This is a genomic window from Dankookia sp. GCM10030260, assembly GCF_042666655.1.
GTDB lineage: Bacteria > Pseudomonadota > Alphaproteobacteria > Acetobacterales > Acetobacteraceae > Paracraurococcus.
This window is the reverse complement of the sequence record NZ_JBHTDE010000007.1, coordinates 1-18,381: the sequence shown is the minus strand read 5'-3', so window position 1 is coordinate 18,381 and position 18,381 is coordinate 1. Positions and strand designations below refer to the sequence as shown.

The window sequence follows — 18,381 nt, the reverse complement described above, 5'->3', positions numbered from 1 at the left end:
AGGGGGCTACCGCGCTGCCCGCTGCGCCACCCGCAGCGCGGCCGAGCCGCCCGCCACCTTGATCCGCGGCCCGCCCTCCGAAAGCCTGCCGTCCTCGGCCACCTTCAGGACGGAGATGTCGCGGTCGGTCATGTTGCCGACGAACAGTGTCCGCCCGTCCGGCGCGAAGGCGGCGCCCTGCGCCCAGTTGCCGACCCGGGCCTCGGACACCACCGAGAGCCGCATCCCCTCGACCTTCAGCAGCTTGACCAGGCCAGGCCCGGCGAAGGGCGAGTGCGCCGGCTTATTCGACCCGTTCATCACCGTGACCGCGACATGCCGGCCGTCCGGGCTCGCCGCGATGCCTTCCGGCGTCTGGCCGACGCTGATGGTGTCGACGACGCGGAAGGGCTCCTTCGTCAGGTCGACCAGGCTGACGGTGTCCGCGTCCCCGGTGCCGCGGCCGATATTGGCGACCACCGCCCAGCGCCCGTCGGGGGCGATCGTCAGCCCGTAGGGGCGGACGCCGGTGGTGATCTCGCGGTTCAGCTTGGTGACCTTGTCGCCTTCCACCTGCAGCACGTTCAGCATGTGGTCGCCGTTGCGGGTCACCAGGGCGAAGCGGCCGTCCGGGGTGAATTCCACATGGCTGACCTCGGAGGCGACGGTGCCGATATCGACCTTGGCGGCCGGCGTCACCTGGCCATGCGCGATGCGGAAGACGCTGACCGTCCCCTCCGCCCGGTTGGCCACCAGGGCCAGCGTCCCGGCCCGGTTGATCGAGACGCCGGCCGGCGCCGCCCCGGTCGGCAGGGTGGCGAGGAGGCGCGGCGGGGTGGCGGCGAGGTCGATGACCGCCATGCTATTGCCGGGCATGAGCTTGCCCGGCTCGGCCGGGTTGGGTCGCGTGTTGGCGGTGACCAGGGCCAGCTTCTCGTCGGGGGTGATGGCGACCGAGGTCGGCGGGCCGACCACGCTGGCGGGCACGGCGATCTCCGCCCGCAGCGTCGGCGTGCCGGTCGAGAGGTCGATCACCGAGAGCGTATCGGGTTGCGGCTCCCGCAGGGTTTTCACCGCGCCGTTCTCCAGCACCACCTTGTTGTCGTTGGCCGAGAGCAGGAGTTGCGCCTGGGCGCCCGGCGACGGCAGGGCCAAAGCGAGCACGGCGGCGCCGGCGAGCAGCAGATGTTTCATGGCGTGAGGCCAATCCCCCGATTTATCCGCCGAGTGTCGGGCGTGGGGGGCGGGGTGTCCAGATGCGATTGTTACGGGGCTGGGCGGCATGCGGCCGTCCCGGCGCATGCCGGGGCAGCCCGTGCAAGCCGCCGCCTCCCCGGCTAGGCTGCGCCGCATGATCGGCATCGACTGGGGCACCACCGCCTTCCGCGCCTACCGCATGGACGCCCGCGGCGGCGTCCTCGACCGCATCGACCGCACCGCCGGCATCCTCGGCATCCCGCCGGGCGGCTTCCCCGCGGCGCTGCGGGACGCGATCGGCCCCTGGCTGGCGGCCGGCGAATCCCGCGTCCTGCTCTGCGGCATGGTCGGCAGCCGGCAGGGCTGGGTCGAAGCGCCCTACCTGCCCTGCCCCGCCGGCCCGGCCGAGATCGCCGCCGCCGTGGTCCCGCTGGACTTCGCCGGCGCCGCCTGCCGCTTGGTCCCCGGCCTGACCGCGCAGGATGCCGGCGGGGTGCCCGACGTGATGCGCGGCGAGGAGACCAAGCTGGTCGGCCTGCTGGCCGGGCTCGGTGCGGCCGAGGCGCTGGCCTGCCTGCCCGGCACACACAGCAAGTGGGCGCGCCTGGCGGGCGGCCGGGTCACCGGCTTCGCCACCCAGATGACCGGCGAGACCCGCGCCGTGCTGCTGCAGCACTCCATCCTCGGCCGGCTGGCCGAGCCCGGGCCGGAGGACGACGGCGCCTTCCGCCGCGGCGTGCGCCGCGCCGGCGAGCCGGGCGGGTTGCTGCACCACTTGTTCGGCACCCGCGCGCTGGGGCTGCTGGGCGGGCTGCCCGCGGCCGGCACCGCCAGCTATCTGTCCGGCCTGCTGATCGGGCACGAGATCCAGGCGGTGCTGGCCGAAGGGCGGCCGGCCGGGCCGATCCATCTCGCCGGCAGCGAAACCCTGGCCCGGGCCTATGCGCTGGCGCTCGACGAACACGGCCTCGCCTACCGCCGCCACCCGGACGACATCGTGGCGCGCGGCCTTGCCCAGATCGCGGAGACGATCCCATGGCCCTGAAAGAATGGCTTGCCCGCTGCCCGCTCGTCGCCATCCTGCGCGGGCTGACGCCCGATGAGGCGGTGCCGGTCGGCCAGGCGCTGGTCGATGCCGGCATCGTGGTGCTGGAAGTGCCGCTGAACTCGCCCGAGCCGATCGAGAGCATCCGCCGCATGGCGCGGCATTTCGGCGGGCGCGCGCTGGTCGGCGCCGGCACGGTGATGACCGCGGCCCAGGTCAGCGAGATCGCCGCGGCCGGCGGCCGGCTGCTGGTGACCCCGCATGCCGATGCCGAGCTGGTCCGCTTCGCCAAGACCCGCGGCCTGCTGGCGGCGCCCGGCTGCTTCACGCCGACCGAGGCCTTCGCGCTGCTCGCCGCCGGCGCCGATGCGCTGAAGCTGTTCCCGGCCGAGGCGGCGTCGCCGGCCGTGCTGCGCTCGCTGCTGGCGGTGCTGCCGAAGGGGACCGCGGTGCTGCCGGTCGGCGGCATGTCGGCCGAGACGATCGGGCCCTGGCGCGCGGCGGGCGCTGCCGGCTTCGGGATCGGCTCCTCGCTCTACAAGCCGGGCGATCCGGCGGCGGCCGTCGCGGCCAGAGCCCGCGCGCTGGTCGAAGCCCTGCACGGCGGTTGAACCGGCCCGGCCGATCGTCCATACCGCGCAACGAGGCGGCCACGCATGACCGCCCGCGTCCAGGGAACAACCAAGATGCAACGTCGTACCGCCCTCGGCCTGGGTACGTCCCTGGGCGCCGCCCTCGCCCTGCCCGCCCTCCGCTCCGCCCGGGCGCAGGAGACGGTGCTGCGGCTGCACCACTTCCTGCCGGCCGTCTCCAATGTCCACCGCTTCTTCCTGCAGCCCTGGGCGCAGAAGGTCGCGGCCGAGAGCCAGGGGAAGCTGCGGATCCAGATCTTCCCGGCGATGCAGCTCGGCGGCGCGCCGCCGCAGCTCTTCGATCAGGCGCGCGACGGCGTCGCCGACATCGTCTGGACCCTGCCCGGCAATACCCCCGGCCGTTTCCCGAGGATCGAGGTCTTCGAGCTGCCCTTCGTCTCGCACAAGCGGGCGATCGTGAACTGCCTGGCGATCCAGGACTACGCCGATGCCGCGCTGCGGGACGAGTTCCACGAGGTGCATCCGCTGTGTGTCTGGGGCCATGGCGAGGGGCTGATCCACAGCCGCCGCCAGGTCACCACCATGGAGGACCTGGCGGGGATGAAGCTGCGCTTCCCCTCGCGGCTGAACGGGGAGGCACTGCGCGCCTTGGGCGCCGCCCCGGTCGGCATGCCTGTGCCGCAGATCCCCGAGGCCATGACCCAGGGCGTCATCGACGGCGCCGTGGTGCCGTGGGAGGTGGTGCCGAGCATCCGCCTGCAGGAGATGGCGAAGTTCCACACCGAGGTCCCGGGCAGCCCGACGCTCTACATCGCCACCTTCATCCTGGCGATGAACAAGGCGAAGTACGAAGGCCTCGCACCGGAGCTCCGCGCGGTGCTGGACGCCAACAGCGGCGCCGCCGCCGCCCGTCTGGCCGCCGTGCCGTGGGACGAGCGCGGCCCGGTGGTCGAGGCCGATGTGCGGAAGCGCGGCAATACCATCACCGTCATCTCCGAGGCCGAGAAGGCCCGCTGGGTCGAGAAGACCAACCCGGTGGTCGAGGCCTGGGTGGCGGGGTCCAGGGAGAAGGGCTTCGACGGCGCCGCGCTGCTGGCCCAGGCCCGGGCGCTGGTGGCCAGGCACGGCGCCGGTATCGCCTGAGTGGCCGATGACCCGGCGCCGCCGCGCGGCCCCGTCGCGCGGCTGGCGACCGGGCTCGCCTTGGCCGGCGGTGCGACGCTGCTGGCGACAGCGCTGCTGACGACATACAGCGTCGTGCAGCGCTGGATCACCCGCCAGCCGGTGCCCGGCGACTTCGAGCTGGTCTCGCTCGGCGCCGGCCTCTCGGTGATGGGCTTCCTCGCCTATGGCACGGCGATGCGCAGCAACATCCTGGTGGACAGCTTTTCCGGCTGGCTGCCGCGGCGGGTGAACGAGGTCGTCGACGCCTTCTGGATGCTGGTCTGGGCGGCGGTCGCCGCGGTGCTGGCGGAACGCCTGTTCGTCGGCGCGCGGGAGACCTGGCGCAGCGGCACCACCACCATGGTGCTCGGCCTGCCGACCTGGTGGGCGATCGGGCTCGGCGCGCTGGCCTTCGCGGCGACGGCGCTGGCGGCACTCTACTGGGTGCTGCGCTTCTTGCGGGGCCGCGGCTGATGGCGCCGGAAATCCTCCAGGCGGCGCTCGGCTTCGCGGCACTCCTCGGGCTGATCGCGCTGCGCTGCCCGGTCGGGCTGGCCATGCTGCTGGTCGGCGCCGGCGGCTACCTTCACATCGTCGACCTGGCGACCCTGCTGAACTACCTGAAGACGACGCCCTGGCACCTCTTCGCCAACTACACGCTGTCCGTCATCCCGCTGTTCATCCTGATGGGGGCGATCGCCGAGCGCGGCGGGCTGGCGCGCGACCTCTTCACCGCCGCCAACGCGCTGGTCGGCCACCGCGCCGGCGGCATGGCGATGAGCGTGATCGGCGCCTGCGCCTGCTTCGGCGCGGTCTGCGGCAGCAGCGTGGCGACCACCGCCACCTTCGGCCGCGCCGCGCTGCCGGAGCTGCGGCGCTACGGCTACGATCCCGGCCTGTCCACCGGCACCATCGCGGTGGGCGGGACGCTCGGCATCCTGATCCCGCCCAGCGTCATCCTGGTGGTCTATGCCATCAGCACGGAACAGAACATCGCCAGGCTCTTCATGGCGGCGCTGATCCCCGGCCTGCTGGCGACGCTGTTCTACATCCTGACGATCGCCGCCCTGGCCCGGCTGCGCCCGGCGCTGATGCCGGCGGCCGCCCGCGTCACCGCGGAGGCGAAGCGCCGGGCGATGCGCAACGTGGTCCCCGTGCTGCTGATCGCGGTGGTGGTGGTGGGCGGCATCTATGGCGGCGTCTTCACCCCCACCGAGAGCGCCGCCATCGGCTGCATCGCGACCCTTGCGGTCGGCGGCCTGCGCGGCACGCTGAGCCCGCGCCAGGTGCTGGAGGCGCTGCGGGCGACGGCCGAGACCACGGCGATGATCTTCGTCATCCTGCTCGGCGCCGAGGTGTTCAACGCCTTCCTCGCGCTGACCTCGGCGCCGGAGCTGCTGGCGCTGTGGATCGGCGAGCAGGGCTGGCCGCCGTTCGGCGTGCTGGCGGTGCTGCTGCTCGCCTACATCGTGCTGGGCGCGGTGATGGACGAGCTGGCGATGATCCTGCTGACCCTGCCGATCTTCTTCCCCGTGGTGACCGCGCTCGACTTCGGCCTGACCACCGAGGAGACGGCGATCTGGTTCGGCATCCTGGTGCTGGTGGTGGTCGGCATCGGGCTGACCGCGCCGCCGATCGGGCTGAACGTCTTCGTGGTCTCCTCGCTGGCCCGCGACGTGCCGATCTCCCGCATCTATCGCGGTGTCCTGCCCTTCCTGGCGACCGACCTGGCGCGGCTGGCGCTGTGCGTCGCCTTCCCCGGGCTGAGCCTCTGGCTGGTGCGGCTGCTCAGTTGAGCGGCGGCAGGGTGGCCCTCGGCAGCGTCCGGAAGCCGGGCCGGGCGAACAGGTAGCCCTGGAACAGCCCGACGCCCATGCCGCGCAGCGTGGCGTATTCCGCCGCCGTCTCGATCCCCTCGGCGACGACCTGGATGCCGAGCTCCGCGCAGGCCCGCACCATGCTGGCGATGATCACCCGGCGCGGGCGGTCGGCGTCGCAACCGTGGACCAGTTCCATGTCGAGCTTCACCATGTCCACCCGCAGGTCGGCCAGCAGCGCCAGCCCGGCATTGCCGGCGCCGAAATCGTCGATCGCCAGGGTGAAGCCCATGGACCGGTAGGTCTGGATGATGGATTGCAGGTGGCGCGGGTCGGCGACCTTCTCGCGCTCGCTCAACTCGAAGATGAGCAGCCCGGTCGGGAAGCCGATCCGCTTCGCCGCGGCCAGGGTCGACTTCATGCAGGTCAGCGGGTCGAGGATCGCATTCGGCAGGATGTTCACCGACAGCTTCGCGCCGGTGGCGGGCAGGCCGAGCCGGCTCGCCTCCTCGATCGCGGCGATGCGGCAGGCCTTGTCGGCGGCATAGACCGCTTCGGGCCTGACCTGGTCGAGCACCCAGCCGGCGCCCTGCCCGTCCGGCCCCCGCACCAGCGCCTCATGCGCCAGGGTGGCGCCGCCGCGATCGGCATCGACGATGGGCTGGAAGGCCATGGCGAGCGCGAAACCCAGGCCATGTCCGGTGCCGCATCCCTCGCATGCGACTGGTCCGGACGGCAGCGGTGGACGTCCATCCGTCATTCTTGCGACTTTCGTTATGATAGCATCGAAGCCGTTCCGGTGCTGGCAGGGTGTAGATAAGCATTCGGCGGCCTCGCCGAACCGACCTCGCGGCAACGGCATCCATCCCCGGCCGGGCGTTGACCCCGGCCGCCCCCGGGGGCAAGTCTCGCCAACCAAAGAGGGAGGAAAGCCGCCATGGCCGTGGCCTATATCTGCGACGCCGTCCGCACCCCGATCGGCCGCTATGCCGGCGGCCTGGCCCCGGTCCGCGCCGACGACCTCGGCGCCATCCCGCTGCGCACGCTCATGGCGCGCAACCCCGGCATCGACTGGGAGGCGGTGGAGGACGTGATCTACGGCTGCGCCAACCAGGCCGGCGAGGACAACCGCAACGTCGCCCGCATGGCCCTGCTGCTGGCCGGCCTGCCGTCGAGCATCCCCGGCGGCACCGTCAACCGCCTCTGCGGGTCCGGCATGGACGCCGTCGGCATCGCCGGCCGCGCCATCAAGGCCGGCGAGGCCGACCTGATGCTGGCCGGCGGGGTCGAGAGCATGACCCGCGCGCCCTATGTCCAGGGCAAGCAGGCCGAGGCCTTCGGCCGTTCGCCCGAGATCTACGACACCACGATCGGCTGGCGCTTCGTCAACCCGAAGATGAAGTCGGCGCATGGCGTCGATTCGATGCCGGAGACGGCGGAGAACGTCGCGCAGGACTTCCAGGTCAGCCGCGCCGACCAGGACGCCTTCGCGTATCGCAGCCAGCAGCGCGCCGGGCGCGCGCAGGCCAGCGGCCGCTTCGCGCAGGAGATCGTCGCCGTCGAGATCCCCCGCCGCAAGGGCGACCCCATCCGCGTCGAGCAGGACGAGCATCCCCGCCCCGACACCACGCTGGAGGCGCTGGCCAAGCTGCCGACGCCGTTCCGCCGCGAGGGCGGCAGCGTCACCGCCGGCAACGCGAGCGGCGTCAACGACGGCGCCGCGGCGATCGTCATCGCCTCGGAAGCCGCGGTGAAGAAGTACGGGCTGACGCCGCGGGCGCGGATGGTGGCGGCGGCGACCGCCGGCGTCGCGCCGCGCATCATGGGCTTCGGCCCGGCGCCGGCGACGCGGAAGGTGCTGGAGAAGGCCGGGCTCAAGCTGTCCGACATCGACGTCATCGAGCTGAACGAGGCCTTCGCGGCACAGGCGCTGGCGGTCACCCGCGACCTCGGCCTGGCCGACGACGCCGAGCACGTGAACCCGAACGGCGGCGCCATCGCGCTCGGCCACCCTCTCGGCATGTCCGGCGCGCGGCTGGTGCTGACGGCGGTGCAGGAGCTGCAGAACCGCCAGGCGCGCTACGCCCTGACGACCATGTGCATCGGCGTCGGCCAGGGCATCGCCATGGTGATCGAGCGGGTCTGAGGGAAGCAAGACCGGGGGAGAAGGTATTCTCCCCCGGACCCCCTCATCTATTTTTCCGAGTCGGCATTCGCCGCGCGTCGAATGCCAGACTCCCAGAAATAGAGGAGGGTCCAGGGAGGATACTTCCTCCCTGGCCTTCCCTCACTGCCACTGAAACGCGGGAGGCTTCGCCATGTTCTGCCAGGTCGGCGACATCGTCATCCATGCCACCATCGAAGGCCCGGCCCAGGCGCCGCCGGTGCTGCTGCTGCACTCGCTCGGCACCACCCTGCAGATGTGGGACCCGCAGGCGGCGGCCCTGGCGAAGCACTACCGCGTCATCCGCATGGACATGCGCGGCCATGGGCTGACCGAGGCGCCGGCCGGTCCCTACACCATGGCCATGCTGGCGCGGGACGCGCTCGGGCTGCTCGACAGCCTCGGCATCGCGGAGGCGCATGTCGGCGGCGTCTCGATCGGCGGGCGGATCGCGCTGCAGGTCGCCGCCATGGCGCCGGGGCGGGTGCTGTCGCTGCTGCCCTGCGACACCGCGCTGGAATTCGGCGGCGCGGCGAACTGGCAGGAGCGGATCGACCTGGTCACTGGCGGCGGGATCAAGGCGGTCGCGGATGCCACCATGGGCCGCTGGGTGCTGGACCATTCGCTCGCTTCCTCGAAGGGGCTGAAGCGGATGCTGCTCGGCACCGATCCGGTCGGCTGGCTCGGCTGCGCCGCGGCGCTGCGCGACTGCTCGGCGGCCGATGTCGCCGGGAAGATCGCCTGCCCCACCACGATCATCGTCGGCGACCGCGACCAATCGACGCCGCTCTCGGCCGCCGAAGCCATTCGCGACGCCATCCCCGGCAGCGCGCTGGTCACCATCGCCGAGGCCGCGCATATCCCGAATTTCGAGCAGCAGCACGCGGTGACCCGCGCCGTGCTGCACCACCTGGACGGCGTCACCGCCCTGCCCGCCGCGGCGGCGGATGCCGGCATGGTCATGCGGAAGCGCATCCTGGGCGAGGCGCATGTCGCGCGCTCCGAGGCCGCGCTGACGGCGATGGATGCCCCCTTCCGCGACTTCATCCTGGAAGGCGTCTGGGGCCGGGTCTGGACCCGGCCGGGACTGTCGGTGCGCGACCGCAGCCTGCTCTGCCTCGGCATCCTGTCCGCGCTGCACCACCACGACGAATTCCGCCTGCATGTCCGCGCCACGCAGAACACCGGCGTGACGCCGGAGGAGATCGCCGAGGTGCTGCTGCAGGTCGCCGCCTATGCCGGCGTGCCCTCCGCCAACACGGCCTTGCGCATCGCCAAGGACACCTTGAAGGACATGCAAGCCTGATGAGCGTCAACCCGGCCGACAGCCCCGTCCTCGGCGCCCTCTACGGCACCGACGCCATGCGCGCGGTGATGGGGGAGCGCGCCTATCTCGCCCGCATGCTCGAGGTCGAGGCGGCACTCGCCCGCGCTCAGGCGCGGCTCGGCATCGTCCCCGAGGCCGCGGCGCAGGCGATCACGGCGGCGGCCGAGGTGGACCGGCTGGACCTGCCGGCGCTGGCCGCGGCCACGCGCAACACCGGCTATCCCGTCGTCGGGCTGGTGAAGCAGCTCTCGGCCCTGGCCGGCGCCGAGGCCGGCCGCTGGACCCATTGGGGCGCCACCACCCAGGACATCATGGACAGCGCCGTGGTGCTGCAGGTCAAGGCCGGCCTGGACCTGATCGGCGCGGAGCTGGAAGCGGTGATCGCCGGCCTTGCACGGATGGCGAAGGCGCACCGCTCCACGGTGATGGCCGGGCGCACCCATCTGCAGCACGCGCTGCCGGTGACCTTCGGCTACAAGGCGGCCGTCTGGCTCTCGCCGCTGATCACCATGCGCGAACGGCTGGCGCAGCTCCGCCCGCGGGTCGAGCGCGTGCAGTTCGGCGGCGCCGCCGGGACCCTCGCCTCGCTCGGCGACCAGGGCCTCGCGGTGCAGGCGGAACTGGCGAAGGAGCTCGGCCTCGCGGTGCCGGACATCCCCTGGCACGTGGCGCGGGACGGGATCGTGGAAGCCGTCTCCTTCCTCGGCCTGGTCACCGGCGCGCTGTCGAAGCTGGCGACCGATGTCATCCTGCTGATGCAGACCGAGGTCGCCGAGGTCGCCGAGCCGCACCAGGAGGGCCGCGGCGGGTCCTCGACCATGCCGCAGAAGCGCAACCCGATCTCCTGCGAATACATCGTGGCGCAGTCGCGCGGCGTGCACGCGCTGGTGCCGCAGATGCTGGCCGCCATGGCGCAGGACCAGGAACGCGGCACCGGTCCCTGGCAGGCCGAGGCGCTGGCGGTCGGCCAGGCCTTCACCCTGGCGCATGGCGCGCTGGCCTGCGCCCGGGTGCTGGCCGAGGGGCTGACGGTGGATGCGGCGCGGATGCGGCGGAACCTGGACTCCACCGGCGGGCTGATCGTGGCGGAAGCCGTGATGATGGGCCTCGCCCCGGTGATGGGCCGCGGCGAGGCACACCACGTGGTCCACCACGCCTGCGACGTCGCGCTGGCCGAGGGCATCCCGCTGGCCGAGGCGCTGCTGCGCGACCGGCAGGTGGCCGGGAAGCTCACTGCGGCCGAGGTGGCGCGGCTGACCGACCCGTCGGGCTACCTGGGCGCGGCGGAAGCCTTCGTCGACCGCGTGGTCGCGCGCGCCTGACCCTTCCCACCGCCTTGCCGCTCCGTCACCATCGCGGGTGAGGACCCGCTGCAGGAAAGGCCCGCGATGAGGGACGTTCACGTCGTCGACCACCCGCTGGTGCAGCACAAGCTGACCCTGATGCGGGAGGCCGAGCGCACCACCAAGGGCTTCCGCCAGCTGCTGAACGAGATCGGCATGCTGCTGGCCTACGAGGTCACCCGCGACCTGAAGCTGGAAGACGTCGAGATCGAGACGCCGCTGACCCGCATGCAGGCGCCGAAGCTGGCCGGGAAGAAGCTGGTCTTCGCCCCCATCCTGCGCGCCGGCGTCGGCTTCGTCGACGGGATGCTGGAACTGGTGCCGAGTGCCCGCATCGCGCATATCGGCCTGTACCGCGACCCGAGGACGCTGCAGGCGGTGGAGTACTACTTCAAGGCGCCGCCCGACGTCGCCGAACGCCTGGTGATCGTGCTCGACCCGATGCTGGCCACCGGCAACAGCGCGGTCGCCGCGATCGACCGGCTGAAGGAACGCGGCTGCCGCGACCTGCGCCTGGTCTGCCTGCTGGCGGCGCCCGAGGGCATCGCGCATGTCCACGGCTCGCACCCGGAGGTGCCGATCTGGACCGCGGCGATCGACAGCCACCTCGACGCGCATGGCTATATCGTGCCCGGCCTGGGCGATGCGGGGGACCGGATGTTCGGCACGAAGTAGGGGAGGATAAGACAATGGCCCATACCCAGATCGCGGTCGAGCGCCGCGGCGCCGTCGCCTGGCTGTTCCACGACCGGCCGGAGATGCGCAACGCCGAGAGCAGCGTGCTGCTCGACGAGCTGGACGCCGCGCTGCGCGAGGCCGCCGCCGACGACGACATCCGCGTCATCGTCATCGCCGGCAAGGGCGAGCATTTCTCCGCCGGCCACGACCTGAAGGAAGGCCAGGAGAAACGCCAGGGCTTCACGGTCGAGCAGCGCTACGCCTACGAGGAGCGCCGCTACCTCGAATACTCCTTGCGCATCTGGGACTGCCCGAAGCCGACCATCGCCTGCGTCCAAGGCGCCTGCATCGCCGGCGGGTTCATGGTGGCCAACATGTGCGACATGATCGTGGCGTCCGAGGATGCCTTCTTCGCCGACCCGGTCTGCAAGACGCTGGCGGCCTCGGCGGTGGAGGTCCTGATGCATCCCTTCGTCATGGGGCTGCGCGCGGCGAAGGAATTCCTCTTCACCGGCCGCCGCATGGGGGCGGCGGAAGCGCTCCGCCTCGGCATGGTCAACCGCGTCGTGCCGCGCGCCGAGCTGGACGCCGCGACGCAGCGGCTGGCGGAGGATATCGCGTCAGCCCCGCCCTTCGCCATCAAGCTGACCAAGCGGTCGCTCAACCGCGCCGCCGACATGCAGGGCTTCCGCGACGCCATCAACGCGCATTTCGACACGCACCAGCTGGCACATGTGACGGAGGAATTCCGCCGTACCCGCGAAGCCGGCCTCGCCGCGGCGATCGCGCGCGGGAAGGCGCAGACCGCGGTCTGAAAGGCCGGGGGAGAAGGTATTCTCCCCCGGACCTCCTCATTCATGTCTGCAAGTCGGCGGCCGAGCTAGGTCTTCTTCACGCCCCAGAAGACCGGGAAGCCCTTCGACACGCCGGTGACGTTGGTGCGGTAGGCGGTCGGCTGGATGTACTGGCCGACCGGCACGCTCGGCACCACCTGCATCGCCCGCGCCTGCAGGTCGCGGCAGATCACCTGCTGGGCCGCCAGGTCGGGCGCGTCGAACCAGGCGTTGCGCAGGTCCTCGAGCGTCTGGTCGACGCACCAGCCCGGCCAGGCGGAAGGATCGTTGCCGTTGCCGCGGGCGGCGTAGTGGTTGGACGGGTCCATCTGGTCGGCACCCTCCCAGCCCGTGTTGAAGCAGGACCAGCCGCCCTGTTCCAGCGGCCCCTTGTTGCTGCGCCGCTGCAGCATGGTGCCCCAGTCGGTGGCGACGAAGTCGACGTTGATGCCGATCTTCGCCATGGCATCCGCCGCGACCTCGCCGATCGCCTTGAACTGGGCGTAGTCGGTGGCGACCAGCATCGCCACCTTCTGCCCGGCATAGCCGGACTGCTTCAGCAGCTGCCGCGCCTTGTCGTAATTGCGCGGTCCCTTCAGCGGCTCGAGGCCCGCCTCGCTCGCCATCGGCGTGTTCGGGCAGAAGACGCCATGCGGGACATGGTACATCGCCGCGTCGTCGCCGACGATCGCCTGCATGAAGTCGGTCTGGCTGAAGGCGTACAGCAGGGCCTGCCGCCCTTCCGGCTTGTCGAAGGGCGCCTGCAGGTGATTGAGCCGCATCATGTTGACCGAGCCGGTCGGATTGATGACCTCGATCTTCACCTTGCGGTCGCGCTGCAGCAGCGGGATCAGGTCGTGGGTCGGATTCTCCCACCAATCCTGCTCGCCCTGCAGGACGGCAGCGACCTTGGTGGCGGCGTCGGGGATGGTGGTCCATTCGACCCGGTCGAAATTCACCACCTTGGGGCCGGACAGCCAATCGGCGCGGCCGTCGCCGCGCGGGACGTACTTGTCGAACTTGACGTAGACGTTGCGCGAGCCGGGGACGCGTTCGCTGGCCAGGAAGCGGAAGGGGCCGCTGCCGACCATCTCGGTCATCTGCTTGAAGGGGTCGGTATTCGCCAGCCGCTCCGGCATCATCGCCGGCATGGGCGAGCTGACCTTGCCCAGCGCCTCCGGCAGCAGCGGGAAGGGCTTCCGCAGCCTGAAGACGATGCGGCGGTCGTCGGGGGCGGAGAGCTCCTCGGTCGCCGCCATCAGCGCCCCGCCCAGCGCGTCGCGCTTCGACCAGCGGCGGATGGAGGCGACGCAATCGCGCGCCGTCACCTTCTCGCCGTCGTGCCAGAGCAGCCCGGGGCGCAGCGTCAGGGTCCAGAGCCTGCCGTCGTTCTCGACGACATGGCCCTCGACCATCTGCGGATGCGGCTTGAAGTTGCTGTCCAGGCCATAGAGCGTGTCGAAGACCATCTGGCTATGGCCGCGCGTGACATAGGCCAGGCTGCCATGCGGATCGATGGTGGACAGGTCGATCTGCGGGATGAACCGCATCACCCGGGCGCCCTGGGCGAGGGACAGCCGCGGCGCGGCGATGGCGGCCGCCGCCGTGGCCAGCACGGCACGGCGGGTCACACGCGAATTCTGCATTTGGGTCACGACGCTCTCCTGATGGGGCGCGGGACCGGCTCTTCCCCGTTGGGCGGAAGGCTAGACGGCCGCCGCGCCGGCGTCACTCCCCCCTCCCGGCAGCCGCGCGAGGAAATCGCGCACCGCCGCCAGCACGGTTGCCGAGGCTTCGGCATGCGGGGCATGGCCGATGCCCGGCAGCAGCCGCCGCTCGACCGGGCCCGGCGCTTCCCGCGCGATGGCGTGCAGCTGTTCCGCGGTGCCATAGGCATCGGCCTCGCCCTGGATCGCCAGCACCGGCAGGCGGATCCGCCGCAGCTCGGGCAGCAGGTCGAAGGCGGCGGGAAAGCGGGGGTCCAGCCAGGCGCCAGCCCAGCCCTCAAAGGCGACATCGACATGGCGGTGGTGCCGCGCCAGGCGGGCGCGCAGGTCGCCGGTCGCATAGCGCGCACGCGTCGCGGCGACGCCGGCCAGCCCGATGGGTTCGGCGAAGACATGCGGCGCCAGCAGCACCAGGCCCTGCAGCCGCGGATCGGGGCAGGCGCCAGCATGGATCGCGGCGATCGAGGCGCCGTCGGAATGCCCGAACAGGATGCCGCGCCGCAGCCCGGCCGCGTCGAGCACGCGCGGCAGCACCTCGGTCGCCTCGCGCCGCAGGTAGTCGAGCGGCCGCGGCAGGGCGACGGGGTCGGACCCGCCATAGCCGAAGCGCGACCAGGCGAAGACGCCCCAGCCGGTCGCCGCGCTCAGCGCCGGCGGGAAGTCCCGCCACAGGCCGAGGCTGCCGAGCCCTTCGTGCAGCAGCACGATGGTCGGCGCCGCCGCGGGCCCCGGCCCCCACCAGCCGGTCTCGAGCCGTCCTTCCGCCAGCCGGATCTCGCCGGGCCGCATCGTCGCGGGCGCCTTCCCGTTCATGCCTGGCCTCCCTGCCCCGGTGGAGGATATCCATGGCGGGGCTTGCAGGGTCATGCCACGGCAGGCACTCCGCAGGCCATCGGGGGATGCGCGGGATGACCAGGCAGAGTGAGGCGCCGCTCTTCGCGCCGGTGCGGATGGAGCGGATCGCGCTGCCGGGCGGCGGCTGGCTGCTGCGCTCGCGCGAGCCCCTGGCGCCGCATGCGCCGCGGATCACCGACTGGCTCTGGCACTGGGAAAGGGCGGCGCCGGCCCGGCCCTTCCTGCGGGAGCGCGGGCCGGATGGCGGCTGGCAGGGCGTCACCTTCGGCGAGGCGGCGGCGCAGATCCGGGCGCTCGGTGCGGCGCTGCTGGCACGCGGCCTGGGGCCGGGCCGTCCGCTGGCGGTGCTGTCCGGCAATTCGGTGCGGCATGCGCTGCTGGCCTATGCGGCGCAGGCGGTGGGGGTGCCCTGCACCGCGGTCTCGGTGCCCTACTCGCTGCAGAGCGGCGACCTGGGCAAGCTGCGGCATATCCTCGGCAGGCTCCGCCCCGGGTTGCTCTTCGCCGAGGATGCCGCCCCCTTCGCCCGTGCCCTGACGGTGGAGGAGGCGCAGGGGATCGAGGTGGTCTCGGCCGCCGGGTGGAACGCCTTGCTGGCAACACCCGCGACGCCTGCGGCGATCGAAGGCGTCGATCCGGACGGGCTGGCAAAGATCCTCTTCACCTCGGGCTCGACCGGCGTGCCGAAGGGCGTGCCGGCGACCCACCGGATGCTGGCGGCGAACCAGCAGCAACTGGCGCAGGCCTGGCCGTTCCTCGACCGCGAGCCGCCGGTGCTGCTGGACTGGCTGCCCTGGAGCCATGTCTTCGGCGGCAGCCAGAACCTCAATCTGGTGCTGCGCGGCGGCGGCACGCTGTGGATCGACGCGGGCCGGCCGATGCCGGGCGCCTTCGACCGCACCCTGGCCAACCTGCGGGACGTCGCGCCGACCCTACACTTCGACGTGCCGCGCGGCATCGCCCTGCTGCTGCCGGCGCTGGAAGCGGATGCGGCGCTGGCCGAGGCCTTCTTCAGCCGGCTGCGCCTGGTCTTCAGCGCCGGCGCGGCGCTGCCCGAGGCGCAGTTCCGCCGGATGCAGGCGCTGGCCGCGCGGCATGCGCCGCGGCCGGTGCCGGTGGTCTCCGGCTGGGGGCTGACCGAGACGGCCCCCGCGGCGACCAACGCGCATCGGATGGACGCCGCGCCGGGCGGCATCGGCACGCCGCTGCCGGGGGTCGAGCTCAAGCTGGTCCCGGCCGAGGGCAAGACCGAGATCCGGGTGCGCGGGCCGAATGTCTTCCCCTTCTATCTCGACGACGGGGAGGCGACCGCGGCGGCCTTCGACGCCGAACGGTTCTTCCGCACCGGCGATGCGGTGGCCTGGGTCGATGCGGCCGACCCGGACCAGGGGCTGCGCTTCGACGGCCGGTTGGCGGAGGATTTCAAGCTCTCCTCCGGCACGCGGATCAATGCGGCCGAGTTGCGGCTGCGGGCGCTGGCGGCGCTCGGCGCACTGGTCCGGGACGTGGTGGTGGTGGGGGCGGACCGCGACGAGGTCGGGCTGCTGGTCTTCCCGGCGGAGTCCGGGGTGGACCAGGACGCGGTGCGTCAGGCGTTGCGGGCGATGAACGCGGCGGCGGGGGGCGGTTCCTCCCGCCGGGTCGGGCGTGCCATGCTGCTGGCGGAGCCGCCCTCGCTGGATGCGGGGGAGGTGACGGACAAGGGCTCGCTGAACGCGCGGGCGATCCAGGCGCGGCGGGCCGACATGCTTGCGCGCCTGTACGACAACGAGGATCGGGAGGTGATAACGCCATGAACGTCGCCCTGAGCGCCGCCGCGCCGGACTGGACGCGCTATGCCGATGCGGCGCTGGTCGAGCGCTTCGCCGATGCCACGCTGGTGGCCGGGGCGCGGACGCCCTTCGTCGATTTCAACGGGTCGCTGGCGCTGGTCTCGCCGACCGACCTCGGCATCCATGCGGCGCGGGCGGCGATCGCGTGGGCCGGGATCGATGCGGCGCGGATCGGCGTGACGGTCGCCGGCAACTGCACCCAGGCCAGCTTCGACAGCCTGTTCTTCGCCCGCCATGTCGGGTTGTATTCGGGCATGCCGGACGACCGGCCGGCGCATGGGGTGCAGCGGCTCTGCACCACGGGGTTCGAGGCGATCGCCCAAGGGGCGCGCGCGACGAGCGCGGGCCAGGTCGAGGCCGCGCTCTGCGTCGGCACCGAGAGCATGAGCCGGGCGCCGGTCGCTTCCTATACCTCGCGCGGCGGCTTCGGGCTCGGCCAGGTGGAGTTCAAGGATTTCCTCTGGGAGGCGCTGTATGACACCGGTTGCGCCACCGCGATGGGCGGCACGGCGGAGAACCTGTCGAAGCTGCACGGCATCACCCGCGAGGAAGTGGATGCCTACGCCGCGGAGAGCTTCGCCCGGGCGCTGGACGCGCAGGCGGCCGGGCGCTTCGCCGCCGAGATCGCGCCGGTCGTGGAGGCTGTGTTCGAGGGCAAGGGGCTGAAGCCGCGCAAGCTGTCGCTGCCGCGGAAGGTGGCGGAGGTCTCGGCGGACAGTCATATCCGGCCGACCCCGCTGGAGGCGCTGGCCAAGCTGAAGCCGGTCTTCGGCGGGGTGCAGACCGGCGGCAACAGCAGCGCGATCGTCGATGGCGCCGCGGCGGTGGTGCTGACGACGCGGGCGGTGGCGGCCGGGCTGGGCGGCCATGCCGCGCTCGGGCGCGTGGTGGCGGCGGCCGCGGCCGGCGTGCCGGCGGAGGTGATGGGGATCGGGCCGGTGCCGGCGGCGATCGCGCTGCTGCGCAAGCTTGGGCTGGGCGTCGACGATATCGACCTGTTCGAGATCAACGAGGCCTTCGGTGCCCAGGCCGAGGCGGTTCGGCGGGCGCTGGGCGTGCCGCGCGAACGCTTCAACGTGAATGGCGGGGCCATCGCCTTCGGCCACCCGCTGGCGGCGACCGGGGTGCGCTGCGTGCTGTCGGTGATGATGGAATTGAAGCGGCGCGGGCTGAAGCGCGGCATCGCCGGCGCCTGCGCGGGCGGCGGCCAGGGCATGGCGGTCCTGGTGGAGGTCGATTGAGCCTCTTCGGCCGCAGCATCCTTGTGCATTGGGGGGATTGCGACCCGGCGCGGATCGTCTTCCATCCCAATTTCATCCGCTGGATGGATGAGGGTTTCACCGAGATGGCGCTGGCGCGGGGCGTCGACTTCGCCGCCCTGCAGCGGGAGGATCCGCATTTCCGCGGCGCGCCCCTGGTGGATGTGCGCTGCGGCTTCCGCGCGCCGGCGCGCTACGGCCAGGTGGTGACGCACGAGGTTTCGCCGCCCGTCCTCGGCGGCCGCAGCTTTCGCGTCGGGCATCGCTTCCTGTTGCCCGACGGAAGCCTGGCAGCAGAGGGCGAGCAGGTGCGGATCTGGGGCCGCGAGGTGGATGGCGTGCTGCGCGCCGTGGCGATGCCGGCGGCGATCGCTGCGGCGTTCACGGCCTGAACACGACGAAGCCGCCGGCCCGGTCGGGTCGGCGGCTTGTCATGAGTTTTGGATGCGGGGACAGGATTTGAACCTGTGACCTTCAGGTTATGAGCCTGACGAGCTACCGGGCTGCTCCACCCCGCGGTGGTGTGTGTGTGTGACGGGTGAGTTCAAGGATCCGGCTGGGTGGCCCG

At 72.1% G+C, this 18,381-nt stretch carries 17 protein-coding genes and 1 tRNA gene; 13 read left to right on the top strand and 5 right to left on the bottom strand.

The genetic code is table 11. The annotated features are described in order from the left end of the window. Positions 1–6: 6 nt before the first annotated feature. The gene (locus tag ACFQS7_RS20435; protein WP_380068979.1) at positions 7–1,173 is read right to left on the bottom strand and encodes a lactonase family protein; all 1,167 of its coding nucleotides are present in this window, start codon (positions 1,171–1,173) and stop codon (positions 7–9) included. Between the two features lie 157 nt (positions 1,174–1,330). Between ACFQS7_RS20435 and ACFQS7_RS20430 the strand changes: the two genes are divergently transcribed. From ACFQS7_RS20430 to ACFQS7_RS20410, 5 genes are all read left to right on the top strand, one after another. Then, positions 1,331–2,221: a 2-dehydro-3-deoxygalactonokinase gene (locus tag ACFQS7_RS20430; RefSeq protein ID WP_380068978.1), complete on the top strand. Its 891-nt coding sequence runs from the start codon at positions 1,331–1,333 to the stop codon at positions 2,219–2,221. Beyond that, positions 2,212–2,832 carry a 2-dehydro-3-deoxy-6-phosphogalactonate aldolase gene (locus tag ACFQS7_RS20425; protein ID WP_380068977.1) on the top strand — a complete coding sequence of 207 codons (621 nt, stop codon included), beginning with the start codon at positions 2,212–2,214 and terminating at the stop codon, positions 2,830–2,832. The genes ACFQS7_RS20430 and ACFQS7_RS20425 overlap by 10 nt, the downstream gene beginning before the upstream one ends. Before the next feature lie 75 nt (positions 2,833–2,907). Continuing rightward, positions 2,908–3,957 (top strand): TRAP transporter substrate-binding protein, encoded by a 1,050-nt coding sequence (locus ACFQS7_RS20420; protein WP_380068976.1) that lies wholly within the window; start codon positions 2,908–2,910, stop codon positions 3,955–3,957. Then, positions 3,958–4,452: a TRAP transporter small permease gene (locus ACFQS7_RS20415; protein WP_380068975.1), complete on the top strand. Its 495-nt coding sequence runs from the start codon at positions 3,958–3,960 to the stop codon at positions 4,450–4,452. It begins immediately after the preceding gene. Beyond that, complete coding sequence (locus tag ACFQS7_RS20410; RefSeq protein ID WP_380068974.1) at positions 4,452–5,774, top strand: TRAP transporter large permease; 1,323 nt, start codon at positions 4,452–4,454, stop codon at positions 5,772–5,774. Before ACFQS7_RS20415 ends, ACFQS7_RS20410 begins: the two co-directional genes overlap by 1 nt. Here ACFQS7_RS20410 and ACFQS7_RS20405 read toward each other — a convergent pair. After that, positions 5,767–6,468: an EAL domain-containing protein gene (locus ACFQS7_RS20405; protein ID WP_380068973.1), complete on the bottom strand. Its 702-nt coding sequence runs from the start codon at positions 6,466–6,468 to the stop codon at positions 5,767–5,769. The two genes, ACFQS7_RS20410 and ACFQS7_RS20405, sit on opposite strands and share 8 nt — an antisense overlap. A 264-nt stretch (positions 6,469–6,732) precedes the next feature. On the opposite strand from ACFQS7_RS20405, the gene pcaF reads away from it, so the two are divergent. The 5 genes from pcaF (at position 6,733) to ACFQS7_RS20380 (ending at position 12,122) form a co-directional block, all read left to right on the top strand. Next, a complete protein-coding gene (gene pcaF, locus ACFQS7_RS20400; RefSeq protein ID WP_380068972.1) occupies positions 6,733–7,941 on the top strand; it encodes a 3-oxoadipyl-CoA thiolase in 1,209 nt (402 codons plus the stop codon). 172 nt (positions 7,942–8,113) lie between these two features. Then, entirely contained in the window at positions 8,114–9,265 is a 1,152-nt protein-coding gene (locus ACFQS7_RS20395) for an alpha/beta fold hydrolase (protein ID WP_380068971.1), read from the top strand. Next, entirely contained in the window at positions 9,265–10,608 is a 1,344-nt protein-coding gene (pcaB, locus tag ACFQS7_RS20390; RefSeq protein ID WP_380068970.1) for a 3-carboxy-cis,cis-muconate cycloisomerase, read from the top strand. The genes ACFQS7_RS20395 and pcaB overlap by 1 nt, the downstream gene beginning before the upstream one ends. 66 nt (positions 10,609–10,674) lie before the next feature. Then, positions 10,675–11,304, top strand: a complete 630-nt coding sequence (upp, locus tag ACFQS7_RS20385) for a uracil phosphoribosyltransferase (RefSeq protein WP_380068969.1) — start codon at positions 10,675–10,677, stop codon at positions 11,302–11,304. Positions 11,305–11,318: 14 nt separating this feature from the next. After that, the gene (locus ACFQS7_RS20380) at positions 11,319–12,122 is read left to right on the top strand and encodes an enoyl-CoA hydratase (protein WP_380068968.1); all 804 of its coding nucleotides are present in this window, start codon (positions 11,319–11,321) and stop codon (positions 12,120–12,122) included. A 65-nt stretch (positions 12,123–12,187) separates the two neighbouring features. Here ACFQS7_RS20380 and ACFQS7_RS20375 read toward each other — a convergent pair whose 3' ends face one another. Together ACFQS7_RS20375 and ACFQS7_RS20370 are read right to left on the bottom strand one after the other, a co-directional pair. Further along, positions 12,188–13,786 (bottom strand): ABC transporter substrate-binding protein, encoded by a 1,599-nt coding sequence (locus ACFQS7_RS20375; protein WP_380068967.1) that lies wholly within the window; start codon positions 13,784–13,786, stop codon positions 12,188–12,190. A 60-nt stretch (positions 13,787–13,846) separates the two neighbouring features. Then, positions 13,847–14,680, bottom strand: a complete 834-nt coding sequence (locus tag ACFQS7_RS20370; RefSeq protein ID WP_380068966.1) for an alpha/beta fold hydrolase — start codon at positions 14,678–14,680, stop codon at positions 13,847–13,849. Positions 14,681–14,775: 95 nt separating this feature from the next. Between ACFQS7_RS20370 and ACFQS7_RS20365 the strand changes: the two genes are divergently transcribed. The 3 genes from ACFQS7_RS20365 to ACFQS7_RS20355 are packed head-to-tail and all read left to right on the top strand — an operon-like array spanning position 14,776 to position 18,205. Then, positions 14,776–16,518 carry an AMP-binding protein gene (locus ACFQS7_RS20365; RefSeq protein WP_380068965.1) on the top strand — a complete coding sequence of 581 codons (1,743 nt, stop codon included), beginning with the start codon at positions 14,776–14,778 and terminating at the stop codon, positions 16,516–16,518. Next, positions 16,515–17,795, top strand: a complete 1,281-nt coding sequence (locus ACFQS7_RS20360; RefSeq protein WP_380068964.1) for a thiolase family protein — start codon at positions 16,515–16,517, stop codon at positions 17,793–17,795. The genes ACFQS7_RS20365 and ACFQS7_RS20360 overlap by 4 nt, the downstream gene beginning before the upstream one ends. After that, positions 17,792–18,205 carry an acyl-CoA thioesterase gene (locus ACFQS7_RS20355; RefSeq protein WP_380068963.1) on the top strand — a complete coding sequence of 138 codons (414 nt, stop codon included), beginning with the start codon at positions 17,792–17,794 and terminating at the stop codon, positions 18,203–18,205. The genes ACFQS7_RS20360 and ACFQS7_RS20355 overlap by 4 nt, the downstream gene beginning before the upstream one ends. A 49-nt stretch (positions 18,206–18,254) precedes the next feature. On the opposite strand, the gene ACFQS7_RS20350 is transcribed toward ACFQS7_RS20355, so the two are convergent. Beyond that, positions 18,255–18,331: transfer RNA gene (locus ACFQS7_RS20350), tRNA-Met, on the bottom strand. Between the last annotated feature and the right edge of the window lie 50 nt (positions 18,332–18,381).